The sequence below is a fragment of the Micromonospora chalcea genome, assembly GCF_002926165.1.
In the GTDB taxonomy this organism is placed as follows: Bacteria; Actinomycetota; Actinomycetes; order Mycobacteriales; family Micromonosporaceae; genus Micromonospora; species Micromonospora chalcea.
The window spans coordinates 1-12,312 of the sequence record NZ_MAGP01000019.1 but is presented as its reverse complement, the minus strand read 5'-3'; the positions used below and the strand labels follow the sequence as shown (position 1 = coordinate 12,312).

The following is a 12,312-nucleotide window of genomic DNA, read 5'->3' as shown; positions in this document are numbered from 1 at the left end:
GGTGGGTCAGGTGATGCGGCGGGCTGCGTTGGGAGCGGCGGCGGGGAGCGCGTCGGGGTGGAGGATGGCGGCTATGGTCTCGGCGCCGTCGACCAGGCGCGGGCCGGCGCGCACGATCAGGCCGTCCGCGTCCAGCGCCCACACCTGCGCGCCGGGGAAGTGCCCGGCCACGCCGGCGGCCTGCTCGGCCGCGCCGTCGAGGTGGAAGCCGCACGGCGCGACCAGTACCACGTCGGGTCGGGCGGCCCGCAGGGCGTCCCAGGTGGTCGGGCCGGACCGGGCGCCGCGATGGGTGCCCACCGGCTCGCCGCCGGCCACGTCGACCAGGTCGGGAATCCAGTGCCCGGCGCCGAACGGCGGGTCCACCCATTCGACCACCGCGACCCGGGGCCGGGGCCGGCCGGCCACCGCCGCGCGGACCGCCGCGAGCCGGCCGCGCAGGCCGTCGACAAGGGCCTCGGCGCGGTCCGGCACCCGGGCCGCCGCGCCCACCGCGCGGATCGACTCCAGCACGTCGTCCAGGGTGTACGGGTCCAGGGACAGCACCTCGGACCGGCACCCGAGGTGGTCCACCGCGTCGGCGACCCGGCCCGAGGGCAGCGCGCAGACCCGGCACAGGTCCTGGGTGAGGATCAGGTCCGGGTCCAGCCCGGCCAGCGCCCCGGCGTGCAGCGTGTACAGGTCGGCCCCGGCCGCGACCTGCGCCCTGACGTAGGCGTCGATGTCGCCGGGACTCATGCCCTGGGTGTCCCGGCCGCCGACGACCACAGTGGTGCCCGACCGGTACGACGGAGGCACCTCGCACTCGAACGTGACGCCGACCAGGTCGTCGCCGAGACCCAGCGCGTACACGATCTCGGTGGCGGAGGGAAGCAGGGAGACCAGCCGCATGCCGCCATCATGCCGGTCCCGCGGACCGCCCGGTGCGCGGGCACATCGGGCCGCCCTCGGGCCTTGCCGGGACGCCGGACCCGCTTAGACTCTGCTGACTCCGCCGAGCCCCCCGGGCGGTGTGCCGGGGTGCGTCGGCGTCCCGTTCCGGTCAGTCCGTCTGACCTGCGCTCCGGAGAACCCGATGAAGAGCCGTACCGCCGCCGTCCTGACCGTCCTCTGCGCGGCCACCGCGCTCACCGCCTGCGGTGACGACGAGCCCGCGCCGAAGGGCCAGCAGGTGCCGGTGACCGCCACCGACACCAGTTGCGAGGTCACCACCACGCTGTTCACGCCGGGCACCGTCACGTTCACCGTGACCAACCGGGGTCAGCAGGCCACCGGGGTCTACGTCTACGGCCGCGAGGGTGACGCCTTCACCAAGGTGATCGCCGAGGTCGCGGACGTGCCGGTGGGCCGCACCGGCGACCTGCGGGCCTCGCTGCAGACCGGCACGTACGAGGTGGCCTGCAAGCCCGGCCGGCAGGGCGACGGCGTGCGTACGAAGATCACCGTGTCCGACGACGGCAACCTGGCCAGCGCCGCAGCCGAGGTGGCCTACGACCGGTCGGTGACGATCGAGCTGACCGACGACGCGATGACCGGGGTGGACGCCCTGATCGCCGAGCCCGGCGAGAAGCTGGCGTTCAAGGTGACGAACAAGACCGCCGGGGCCCGGACGCTGTACGTGCTCAACCCCGACGGCAAGCGGGTCGCGGAGATGAAGGCGGAGGCCAACGGCACCGCCGAGACGGTGGTGACGCTCGGCGCGGCGGGGGACTGGTCGCTGAAGGTCAAGGGCGACGGCGTGCCGTCGGTGAGCAAGCGGCTGGTGGTGCGCTGAGGCGGCCGCGAAAACACCATCGATCCGGCTGCATCCACCGGGGACGGTGCGGGCGAAGCATTGGTCGTGACGACAGTCACGGACCTGGTCGCTTCGACGAAAGGCTCCCCGATGAACATCGCTCGTCTCGCCGCCCGGCTGGCCGTGGGCGCCACCGCCGCGGCGGTGGCCACCACCGCCGCCGCCGTGCCCGCCCAGGCCGGCGCCAAGCAGCCGGGCACGCGGTCGCTGGCCGCCGTGCTCACCGCGGACAAGAGCGGCTTCGACCGCAACTCGCGGGACTTCGACGTGCTCACCAAGGCGGTCCTGACGGTGCTGCAGGCCAAGCCGGACTCGCCGGTGAAGGTGCTCACCGACGGTACCGTCGCGCTGACCGCGTTCGTGCCGAACGACTACGCGTTCCGCGAGCTGGTCCGGGACATCACCGCCGCGAAGAAGCTGCCCGGGGAGAAGGCCGCGTTCGACGCGGTCGCCGGCCTGGGCGTGGACACGGTGGAGGACGTCCTGCTCTACCACGTCGTGCCGGGCGCGACGATCGACCGGAAGGCGGCGCTGAAGGCGGACGGCGCGGACCTGACCACCGCGCTCGGCGCCACCGTCGAGGTGGACGTGAAGCGCTGCTGGTACGGCCGCGAGGTGCGCCTGGTCGACGCCGACACCAGCGACCGCAACGCCAAGGTGGTGCGGTACGACATCAACAAGGGCAACAAGCAGATCGCGCACGCGGTGGACCGGGTGCTGCGCCCGATCGACCTTCCCTGAACCACCCCCGCCACGGCGCCCGGCACCCCCTGCCGGGCGCCGTCGGCGTGTGCCGCCCGTTCGCGGCTGACCTGGCTCTGGTGGGCCGCGCGAGCCGTGCCGTACGGTGCTCGCCGTGACCGCGCACGATCATGTCCCGCCCGGCCCCGTCGCCGTGCTCGCCAACCCGACCGCCGGCCGGGGGCGGCACCGCGGTCTGCTGCCCGGGATCCTGGAGCGCCTCGCCGGAGCGGGCCGCCCGGTCGAGCTGCTGCGCGCGCGTACCCCCGAGGAGGCGGAGGCGGCGTGCCACGCCGCGGTCGCCGGCGGCGCCGGGGCGCTCGTCGCGGTGGGCGGCGACGGCACGATGCACCGCGCGTTGCAGGCGGTCGCCGGCACCGATGTGCCGTTCGGGCCGGTACCGGCGGGCACCGGCAACGACTTCGCGGTGGACACCGGCTTCCCGGCCGACCCGGTGGCCGCGGTCGAGGTGATCGCCGACGCGCTCGCCGCCGGCCGTGCCCGGTCGGTGGACCTGGCGCGGCTGTCCCGGCGCGGCGAGGCCGACCGTTGGTTCGGCGCGGTGCTCGCGGCGGGCTTCGACGCGATCGTCAACGAACGCGCCAACCGGATGCGCTGGCCGCGCGGCCCGCGCCGGTACGACCTGGCGATAGTGGTCGAGCTGGCCCGGCTGCGGCCACGCCGCTACCGGCTGGTTCTCGACGGGGTGGCGCAGGAGGTCGACGCGGTGCTGGTCGCGGTGGGAAACACGGCCAGCTACGGCGGCGGCATGCGGATCTGCCCGGACGCCGACCCGCACGACGGCCTGCTGGACGTGGTGGTGGGCGGGCGGTTCGACAGGCGCACGCTGATGCGGGTCAAGCCGCAGATCTACCGGGGCACCCATGTCACGCACCCGCTGGCGCGCGTCTACCGGGCGCGGACGGTGGAGCTGGCCGCCGAGGGAATCACCTCGTACGCCGACGGGGAACGCTCCCTCGACCTGCCGGTGACCGTCACGGCCGTGCCGGCGGCGCTGCGGCTGCTGCGCTGACCGCCGCCACGCCCTCGGCGTCCGGAGGGCCGGGAACGGGCGGCGGCGCGGTGGACGGGGCGGCGGCGCGGACCGCGCCGGCGCTCGCGGCGACCACCAGCCCGATCGCGAGCACCTCGACCGGGTGCAGCGCCTGGCCGAGCACCAGCCAGCCGGCCACCGCGGCGATCGCCGGGCCGAGGCTCATCATGACCGCGAACGTCGCGGTGGGCAGCCGCCGCAGCGCCGCCAGCTCCAGGCTGTACGGCAGCACGGAGGCGAGCAGCGCCAGCCCGGTACCGAGCCCCAGCACCACCGGGTCGGCGAGGCGGCCGCCGCCGTCTGCCAGCCCGAACGGCAGCGTGAGCGCAGCGGCGAAGGTCAGCGCGAGGGCCAGCCCGTCGGCGCCGGGGAACCGCGCGCCGATCCGCGCCGAGCAGACGATGTACGCGGCCCACATCGCGCCCGCCGTCAGCGCCAGCGCCGCGCCGACCGGGTCGAGCCGGTCGAACCCGCCCTGCCCGAGCAGCGCCACCCCGCCCAGCGCCAGCGCGGCCCAGAACCAGGCCGCCGCCCGGCGCGCGCCGAACACCGACAGCGCCAGCGGGCCGAGCACCTCCAGCGTCACCGCCGGACCGAGCGGGATCCGCTCGATCGCCTGGTAGAAGATCGAGTTCATGCCGGCCAGGGCCAGCCCGAACGCGACCACTGCGGCCCAGTCCCGGCGCCCGTACCCGCGCACCCGGGGGCGGCACACCACGAGCATCACCAGCGCGCCGATGGTCAGCCGCAGCGTCACCGCCCCGGCCACCCCGGTACGCGGGAACAGCAGCGCCGCCAGCGCGGAGCCGAACTGCACCGACAGCGCCCCGCCGAGCACCAGCGCGACGCCGCCGAGCCGGCCCGGCGCACGCGGCGGCAAGGGGTGGACACCGGTCATGCCCCTGACCGTAGCCGGTGCGCCGGGACGGGTTCGCGCCGCTGGCGGGGTGTGCGCTCAGCCGACCCCGGCCAGGTCGAGCACCGCGTCGAGCCCGTTCGGGCGGCCGGCGTCGGCGCACGGCAGCACCAGCACCCCGCACCCGGCCGCGACCGCGCCCGCGTCGGCCGGGGTGTCGCCCACCATGAGCGTGCGCTCCGGGTCGACGCCGAGCATCCCGCAGGCGCGCAGGAAGATGCCCGGGTCCGGCTTGCAGCGCCCCACCTCGTACGACAGCGCGTACGCGTCGACCAGCCCGTCGAGATCCCAGGCGGCGAACAGCGGCCGCAGGTCGAAGCCGATGTTGCTGACCACCGCCACCTTCACCCCGGCGGACCGCAGCGCGCCGAGCACCGGCGCGGTGTCCGGGTACGGCACCCAGCCCTCGGGCACCAGCACCCGCTCGTAGAGCGCGTCGGCGAACCCGTCGATGCCGGTGTCCACCGTCTCGGCCTGCCCGGTGTACGCGCCCCGGTGGGCCTGCGGGTAGAGATCGCGGTCGGCCCACAGCTCGGCCAGCCGGGGCGGCACCCGGGCCGGCAGCGGGCCGCCCGCGCGCCCGGCGGTGAGCAGCCGGTCGGCCAGCGACGTGGCCCGGATCCGGTCCAGCTCGACGCCGCAGGCGGACGCCGCGGCGAGCACCCAGGTCAGCGGCTCCTCCACCTGGGCGAGCGTGCCGTGGAAGTCGAAGAGCACCGCCTCCACCGGCCGGCGGGACGGGCGCGGGCCCACGACGTCGTCGGCGCCGCTGGCGGCATGGGGCAGTTCGGTACGGTCCGGCACGTCGTGCACCCTACCGACCCGCTCCGACCGTCCTGCCGGATGGCCTTGACCGGTACTCGTCGGCCGTACCGATTAATCTTGGATCCATGTCGAGCCCCGCCGAGCGGTACGCCGCGGCGCGCCGCCGGGCCGCGCAGGCCTCCGCCTTCCCGGCCCTGGACGAATTCTCCCTGGATCTCGGGTTCGATCTCGACGACTTCCAGCGCGAGGCGTGCGAGGCGCTGGAGCGGGGCAGCGGCGTGCTGGTCTGTGCGCCCACCGGCGCCGGCAAGACCGTGGTGGGCGAGTTCGCGGTGCACCTGGCGCTGCGCGGCCGGCCCGGCGGCGACGAGCCTGCGGCCCGGCGCAAGTGCTTCTACACCACGCCGATCAAGGCGCTGTCCAACCAGAAGTACCACGACCTGGTGGACCGCTACGGCGCCGAGCAGGTCGGCCTGCTCACCGGCGACAACGCGATAAACGGCGACGCGCCGGTGGTGGTGATGACCACCGAGGTGCTGCGCAACATGCTCTACGCCGGCTCGGCCACCCTGGAGGGCCTGGCGTACGTGGTGATGGACGAGGTCCACTACCTGGCCGACCGCTTCCGCGGCGGGGTCTGGGAAGAGGTGATCATCCACCTGCCCGAGTCGGTCACGCTGGTGTCGCTGTCGGCCACCGTCTCCAACGCCGAGGAGTTCGCCGACTGGCTGGTCACCGTACGCGGCGAGACCGCCGTGGTGGTCTCCGAGCACCGCCCGGTGCCGCTGTGGCAGCACATGCTCGTCGGCAAGCGGATGTTCGACCTGTTCCACGACGCCGACGCCGCCCGCAAGCACGACGTGCACCCGGAGCTGCTGCGCTACACCCGGGACACGATGCGCCGGCTGGAGCTGGGCGAGGGCCGCAGCGCCGGCCCCGGTGGCGGCCGGCGCGGCCCGCGTTGGCGCGGCCCGATGCGCCCGGACATCGTCGACCGGCTCGACCGGGAGGGGCTGCTGCCGGCGATCCTGTTCATCTTCAGCCGGGCCGGCTGCGACGCCGCAGTGCAGCAGTGCCTGGCCGCCGGGCTGCGCCTGACCTCCCCGGAGGAACGCGCCGAGATCCGCCGGGTGGTCGAGTCCCGGGTCACCGCCATCCCCGGCGAGGACCTGTCCGTGCTCGGCTACTGGGAGTGGCTCGACGGGCTGGAGCGCGGGCTGGCCGCCCACCACGCCGGCATGCTCCCCGCGTTCAAGGAGGTCGTCGAGGAGCTGTTCGTCCGCGGGCTGGTCAAGGCCGTCTTCGCCACCGAGACGCTGGCGCTGGGCATCAACATGCCGGCCCGCTGCGTGGTGCTGGAACGCCTGGTCAAGTTCAACGGCGAGGCCCACGTCGACCTCACCCCGGGCGAGTACACCCAGCTCACCGGCCGGGCCGGCCGCCGGGGCATCGACGTCGAGGGCCACGCGGTGGTGGTCTGGTCGCCGGAGACCGACCCCCGGCACGTGGCCGGGCTCGCCACCACCCGCACCTACCCGCTGCGCTCCAGCTTCCGGCCGTCGTACAACATGGCCGTCAACCTGGTCGGCAGCGTCGGCGCGGCGCCGGCCCGCGAGCTGCTGGAGTCCTCGTTCGCGCAGTTCCAGGCCGACCGGTCGGTGGTCGGCCTGGCCCGGCAGGTGCAGCGCAACACCGAGACCATCGAGGCGTACGGCGCGGAGGCCGCCTGCCACCACGGCGACTTCGACGAGTACTTCGCGCTGCGGGTGGCGATCGCCGACCGGGAACGCGCCATCGCCCGGCAGGGGCAGAGCCAGCGCAAGGCGGCGGCTGTCGCCTCGCTGGAGCGGCTGCGGGTCGGTGACGTGATCCGGGTGCCGTCCGGGCGGCGGGCCGGCCTGGCGGTGGTGCTGGACCCGGCCACCGGCGGGTTCGGCGAGCCCCGGCCGCTGGTGCTCACCCAGGACCGCTGGGCCGGCCGGGTCACCCCCGGTGACTTCACCACCCCGGCGGAGGTGCTGACCCGCATCCGGGTGCCGAAGCACTTCAACCACCGTTCGCCCGCGGCCCGGCGGGACCTGGCGGCGGCGGTCAGCGGCACCGGCCTGGACCGGCACGGCGGCCGGCGGGGTGGCCGGTCCCGTCAGGCGGCGGGGGAGGACCACCGCCTCAGCCAGCTCCGCGTCGAGCTGCGCGCGCACCCGTGTCACGCCTGCCCGGACCGGGAGGAGCACGCCCGCTGGGCGGAGCGGCGGCGCCGGCTGGAACGCGACACCGAGGAGCTGCGCCAGCGGGTGTCCGGGCGGACCGGCTCGCTGGCCCGTACCTTCGACCGGATCGTGGCGTTGCTCACCGCGCGCGGCTACCTGGCCGCCGACGGTGAGGTCACCGACGCCGGCCGGATGCTGGCCCGGATCTGGACCGAGGCGGACCTGCTGGTGGCCGAGTGCCTGCGCCGCCGGGTGTGGGACGGCCTGTCTCCGGCGGAGCTGGCCGCCGCCGTGTCGGTGGTGGTCTTCGAGGCCCGGCGGGACGTCGACGAGCGGGCGTCGTTGCCGCGTGGTGGGGTCGCCGACGCGGTCGACGAGACGCTCAAGCTGTGGGGCGACATCGAGGCCGACGAGGCGGCGCGCGGCCTGGCGGTGACCCGCGAGCCGGATCTCGGGTTCGCCTGGCCGATCTACCGGTGGGCGCGCGGCGAGGCGCTGGCCAAGGTGCTCGCCAGCGGGCACCAGATCGACGGGGAGATGCCGGCCGGCGACTTCGTCAGGTGGGCGCGACAGGTGGTCGACCTGCTCGGGCAGGTCGCCGACTCGGGTGGCGCTTCGGCCGAGCTGCGCGGCACCGCACGGCAGGCCATCGCGGCGGTCAACCGGGGCGTGCTGGCCTACCACGCCTCCGCCTAACGGTCACTTTCGGTCACCGATCTCCGGAAACCGACGCATCGCTGCGTCACCGCGCTGACACCCCGCGAATTGTCGGGGGGTCGATGCATGCCCTGGTCAGGGCCTATCCCATCATTGCCCCGGGGCGCCGTGGGTCGCGCTGCGTCGATGGTGAGGAAAGGGCGTCGTGGGCGAGATCAATCACTTCGAGTACGGGTGGATCACACCCGCGCTCAGCTACGCGTTGTCAGTGCTCGGCTCGGCGCTCGGACTGGTCTGCGCCGGGCGGATCCGGACCGCCACCAGCGGCGGCCAGCGCGCCTGGTGGGGCCTGCTCGCCGCGTGGGCGCTGGGTGGCACCGCGATCTGGGCCATGCACTTCATGGCGATGCTCGGGTTCGCCGTCTCCGGCACCCGGATCCGCTACGACGTGCCGCTGACGGCCGCCAGCACCGCGATCGCGGTGGCGTCGGTCGGCATCGGGCTGTGGATCGTGGGCACCGGCCGGCTCGCCGCGCCGCGTCTGCTGGCCGGCGGGTTCTTCACCGGCGCCGGGGTGGCCGCCATGCACTACACCGGCATGGCCGCGATGCGCCTGGACGGCTCGTTCGGCTACGACCCGCTGCGGGTGACGCTGTCGGTGGTCATCGCGATCGTGGCCGCCACCGTCGCGCTCTGGCTGGCGATGACCGTCCGGCGCGGGCTCGCCATCGCCGCCTCGGCGCTGGTCATGGGCATCGCTGTGAACGGCATGCACTTCACCGGCATGAGCGCGCTGTCGGTGCACCTGCACGAGAGCCGCGGCCCGGCCTCCGGCACCGAGGTGAGCGGACTGCTGGTGCCGATCGTGCTGGCGGTGGTCTTCGGCGTGGTGGGGCTCGTCTACGCGCTGCTCGCCGCGCCGTCGGACGACGACCGGGCCGGGGCCGCGTACGTCAGCTCGCGGCTCGGTGACGCGCCGCGGACGGTCGCCGCCGAGCCCGCGCCGGACCCGGTGGGCCTGCGTGCCCGGTCGACGCTGGCGCAGCCCGGCGCCCAGTTCCCGAGCCGCCGGAGCACCGACCGCCCTTCGTGATCAACTGATCACGATCGGTCGCCCGCCAGCGCGTCGACCAGGCGGCGGCAGGACCCGGCCAGGTTCCAGCGCTGCGCCAGCTCCAGCAGCCGCTCCGGGTCGGCGGGCGACGTCGGCAGCGCCGGGTCCAGCTCGGGCAGCGGCACGTCGGTGGCGACCCGGACCACCTTCGGCGCCACCGCCAGGTAGTCGCGGGCGGCGTCGAGCTTGGCCCGCAGCCCCGGGGCGAAGCCGGAGCCGGGGTCGTCGAGCGCGGCCAGGATGCCGTCGAGCCCGCCGTAACGGTCGATCAGCCGGGCGGCGGTCTTCTCACCCACCCCGGCCACGCCGGGCAGGCCGTCGCTGGGGTCGCCGCGCAGCGCCGCGAAGTCGGCGTACCGGTCGGCGGGCACGCCGTAGCGGGCCCGCACCGCCGCGTCGTCGCAGTCGTCCAGCTTGGCCACGCCCCGCCCGACGTAGAGCAGCCGCACCGGGCGCGCGTCGTCGACGAGCTGGAACAGGTCGCGGTCGCCGGAGACCACCTCGACCGGGCCGGGCTGGGTCACCGAGAGCGTGCCGAGCACGTCGTCGGCCTCGTAGCCGGTGGCGCCCACAACCGGGATGCCGAGCGCGTCGAGGACCTCGAGGATCATCGGCACCTGCGGGGACAGCGTGTCCGGCACGACCTCGCCGCCCTCGGGCGCGACCCGGTGCGCCTTGTAGGACGGCAGCAGCTCGACCCGCCACGCCGGCCGCCAGTCGTGGTCCATCGCGCAGATCATCCGGTCGGGACGGCGGGTGCGGACCAGCTGGGCGAGCATGTCGAGGAAGCCGCGCACGGCGTTGACGGGCTGGCCGTCGCCGGTCTTCGCGGCCGACTCGGGAATGCCGAAGTAGGCGCGGAAGTAGAGGCTGGGGGAGTCGATCAGGAGGATCGGCTGTCGGTGTGCCACGGCGACAAGCCTTCCACAGCCCTCTGACGAGATGGGGGAGGCGACCGCGGGACCGGAAACCCGGGCGCGCGCGGGTCCCCGAATGCGCAGACTGGCGGGGTGAGCTTCGTACCCGGCCTGACCCTGGCCCGCCGGTTCCACGACGAGGTGGTGGGTCCGCTGCTGGCGCGGCGGCTGCCCGGCCTGCGGTACTCCGCCGGTCTGCTCGACGGCGGCTCCGAGCTGCTCGGCCTCGACACGCCCCGCTCCACCGACCACGACTGGGGTCCGCGTACCCAGGTCTTCGTGGACAGCGCGCACGACGTGGCGCCGGTACGGGCGGCGCTGGACGCGGACCTGCCGGCGCGGTTCCTCGGCTGGCCGACCCGGTACGCCGGTGGCCCGGCGGTACGGCTCGGCACGGTGCACGCCGACGGCGACCGGCACGGCGTGAGCGTGGACGAGCTGGGCGGGTGGCTGCGGGACCGGCTGGGCGCCGACCCGCGCGCCGGCATGTCGGTGGCGGACTGGCTGGCGACGCCGACGCAGCGGCTGGCCGAGTTGACCGGGGGAGCGGTGTTCCACGACGGGCTCGACGGGGCGCTCACCGCCGCCCGCGCCGCGCTGGCCTGGTATCCGGACGACGTGTGGCGGCACGTGCTGGCGTCCGGGTGGCAGCGGGTCGCGCAGGCCGAGCACCTGGCGGGCCGGTGCGCCGAGGTCGGCGACGAGCTGGGCAGCCGGGTGGTGGCCGCCGGGCTGGCCCGGGACCTGATGCGCCTCGGGCTGCTGCTGCGTCGCCGCTGGCCCCCGTACGCGAAATGGCTCGGCACGGCGTTCGCGACGCTGCCGGGCGCGGCGCCGGTGGTGGACGGGCTCGCCGCCGCGCTCGGTCCGGGCGAGTGGGCGGTCCGCGAGCCGGGCCTGGTCCGGGCGCTGGAGACGGTGGCCGGCTGGACCAACGACGTCGCGCTGGCGCCACCGGTGGATCCGGCCGCCCGGCCCTTCCACGGCCGGCCGTTCCTGGTGCTCGACGCGGGCCGCTTCGTCGAGGCGCTCCGCGCCGCGATCACCGACCCGCGGCTGCGCGACCGGCCGCCGATCGGCGCGGTGGACCAGTACGTCGACAGCGTGGACGTGCTCACCCACCCGGACCGCGCCCGCCGGGTGGCCGCGGCGGTTGTCCGTCCGCCGGGCGCGGCCTAGACTCCGATTCGAGTCGCATCGATCCGCGACTGTCTATCTCGTCTCCGAGGGTCCGGGCCGCCCGTCGCAGGCGCCTCGCCGGCGAGAACGCCGCTCCGTGCGGCGTTCCCACCACCGAGGAGAACAGCATGCTGTCCAGAATGAGCAGACTCCGGCTGCTCGGCGCGGCGCTCGCCGCCGCCGGGCTCGCCGTCGGAGCGGCGCTCGCCGTCCCCGGGCCGGCCTCGGCCGCCGCGCTGACCGAGGTGACGAACTTCGGCACCAACCCGAGCAACCTGCGCATGTACCTGTACGTCCCGGACACCGTCGCGGCCCGTCCCGGCCTGCTCGTGGTGAACCACTACTGCACCGGCAGCGGCCCGGCCATGTACTCCGGCACCCAGTTCGCGTCCCTCGCCGACCGGTACGGCTACATCGTCGTCTACCCGTCGGTGACGCGCAGCAGCAAGTGCTTCGACGTGTCCTCACCGCAGGCGCTGCGCCGCGACGGCGGCAGCGACCCGGTGGGCATCAAGTCCATGGTGGACTACGTGCGGCAGCGCTACCCGGTCGACTCGCAGCGGATCTTCACCACCGGCACCTCGTCCGGCGCGATGATGACGAACGTGCTGCTCGGCGACTACCCGGACGTGTTCCGCGCCGGGGCGGCCTTCGCCGGGGTGCCGTTCGGCTGCTTCGCCACCACGAACGGCTCGGAGTGGAACAGCGAGTGCGCCAACGGCCAGGTGCTGAAGACCCCGCAGCAGTGGGGCGACCTGGTGCGCAACGCCTACCCGGGCTACACCGGCCCGCGTCCGCGGATGCAGATCTGGCACGGCACCAACGACGAGACGCTGCGCTACCCGAACTTCGGCGAGCAGATCGACCAGTGGACGAACGTGCACGGGCTGAGCCAGACGCCCGACTACACGGACAGCCCGCAGTCCGGCTACACCCGGACCCGCTACGGCGGCACCGGCGGCAC

The 12,312-nt window shown here is 75.0% G+C and carries 11 protein-coding genes; 7 read left to right on the top strand and 4 right to left on the bottom strand.

What is annotated here, in order from left to right; all coding sequences use genetic code 11:
* Nucleotides 1–6: 6 nt before the first annotated feature.
* A complete protein-coding gene (locus BAW75_RS03345) occupies nucleotides 7–891 on the bottom strand; it encodes an ABC transporter substrate-binding protein (RefSeq protein WP_104112591.1) in 885 nt (294 codons plus the stop codon).
* Between the two features lie 184 nt (nucleotides 892–1,075).
* Between BAW75_RS03345 and BAW75_RS03340 the strand changes: the two genes are divergently transcribed.
* The 3 genes from BAW75_RS03340 to BAW75_RS03330 all read left to right on the top strand — a co-directional run bounded on the left by BAW75_RS03340 (nucleotide 1,076) and on the right by BAW75_RS03330 (nucleotide 3,569).
* On the top strand, nucleotides 1,076–1,774 hold the full coding sequence (locus BAW75_RS03340; RefSeq protein WP_104112590.1) for a hypothetical protein: 699 nt from the start codon (nucleotides 1,076–1,078) through the stop codon (nucleotides 1,772–1,774).
* A gap of 111 nt (nucleotides 1,775–1,885) precedes the next feature.
* Entirely contained in the window at nucleotides 1,886–2,536 is a 651-nt protein-coding gene (locus BAW75_RS03335; RefSeq protein WP_244206002.1) for a fasciclin domain-containing protein, read from the top strand.
* Between the two features lie 115 nt (nucleotides 2,537–2,651).
* Entirely contained in the window at nucleotides 2,652–3,569 is a 918-nt protein-coding gene (locus tag BAW75_RS03330) for a diacylglycerol kinase (RefSeq protein WP_374226008.1), read from the top strand.
* Here BAW75_RS03330 and BAW75_RS03325 read toward each other — a convergent pair.
* Nucleotides 3,532–4,488: an EamA family transporter gene (locus BAW75_RS03325; protein ID WP_104112587.1), complete on the bottom strand. Its 957-nt coding sequence runs from the start codon at nucleotides 4,486–4,488 to the stop codon at nucleotides 3,532–3,534. The two genes, BAW75_RS03330 and BAW75_RS03325, sit on opposite strands and share 38 nt — an antisense overlap.
* Nucleotides 4,489–4,545: 57 nt before the next feature.
* Complete coding sequence (locus tag BAW75_RS03320; protein WP_104112592.1) at nucleotides 4,546–5,310, bottom strand: HAD family hydrolase; 765 nt, start codon at nucleotides 5,308–5,310, stop codon at nucleotides 4,546–4,548.
* A gap of 86 nt (nucleotides 5,311–5,396) precedes the next feature.
* Between BAW75_RS03320 and BAW75_RS03315 the strand changes: the two genes are divergently transcribed.
* Both BAW75_RS03315 and BAW75_RS03310 read left to right on the top strand, forming a co-directional pair.
* Nucleotides 5,397–8,177, top strand: a complete 2,781-nt coding sequence (locus BAW75_RS03315) for a DEAD/DEAH box helicase (RefSeq protein ID WP_104112586.1) — start codon at nucleotides 5,397–5,399, stop codon at nucleotides 8,175–8,177.
* Nucleotides 8,178–8,343: 166 nt separating this feature from the next.
* Entirely contained in the window at nucleotides 8,344–9,231 is an 888-nt protein-coding gene (locus BAW75_RS03310; RefSeq protein WP_043324362.1) for an MHYT domain-containing protein, read from the top strand.
* Between the two features lie 8 nt (nucleotides 9,232–9,239).
* Here BAW75_RS03310 and BAW75_RS03305 read toward each other — a convergent pair whose 3' ends face one another.
* Complete coding sequence (locus tag BAW75_RS03305; RefSeq protein WP_104112585.1) at nucleotides 9,240–10,163, bottom strand: 5'-3' exonuclease; 924 nt, start codon at nucleotides 10,161–10,163, stop codon at nucleotides 9,240–9,242.
* 99 nt (nucleotides 10,164–10,262) lie between these two features.
* On the opposite strand from BAW75_RS03305, the gene BAW75_RS03300 reads away from it, so the two are divergent.
* Nucleotides 10,263–11,348, top strand: a complete 1,086-nt coding sequence (locus tag BAW75_RS03300) for a DUF4037 domain-containing protein (RefSeq protein ID WP_104112584.1) — start codon at nucleotides 10,263–10,265, stop codon at nucleotides 11,346–11,348.
* 128 nt (nucleotides 11,349–11,476) lie between these two features.
* On the top strand, nucleotides 11,477–12,312 hold an 836-nt coding region (locus BAW75_RS03295; RefSeq protein WP_146074791.1), incomplete at its 3' end, for an extracellular catalytic domain type 1 short-chain-length polyhydroxyalkanoate depolymerase.

Bases quoted from the DNA above. Each gene is read 5' to 3' on its own strand.
- BAW75_RS03345 (WP_104112591.1), bottom strand. From the start codon at position 891: ATGCGGCTGGTCTCCCTGCTTCCCTCCGCCACCGAGATCGTGTACGCG.
- BAW75_RS03340 (WP_104112590.1), top strand. From the start codon at position 1,076: ATGAAGAGCCGTACCGCCGCCGTCCTGACCGTCCTCTGCGCGGCCACC.
- BAW75_RS03335 (WP_244206002.1), top strand. From the start codon at position 1,886: ATGAACATCGCTCGTCTCGCCGCCCGGCTGGCCGTGGGCGCCACCGCC.
- BAW75_RS03325 (WP_104112587.1), bottom strand. From the start codon at position 4,488: ATGACCGGTGTCCACCCCTTGCCGCCGCGTGCGCCGGGCCGGCTCGGC.
- BAW75_RS03315 (WP_104112586.1), top strand. From the start codon at position 5,397: ATGTCGAGCCCCGCCGAGCGGTACGCCGCGGCGCGCCGCCGGGCCGCG.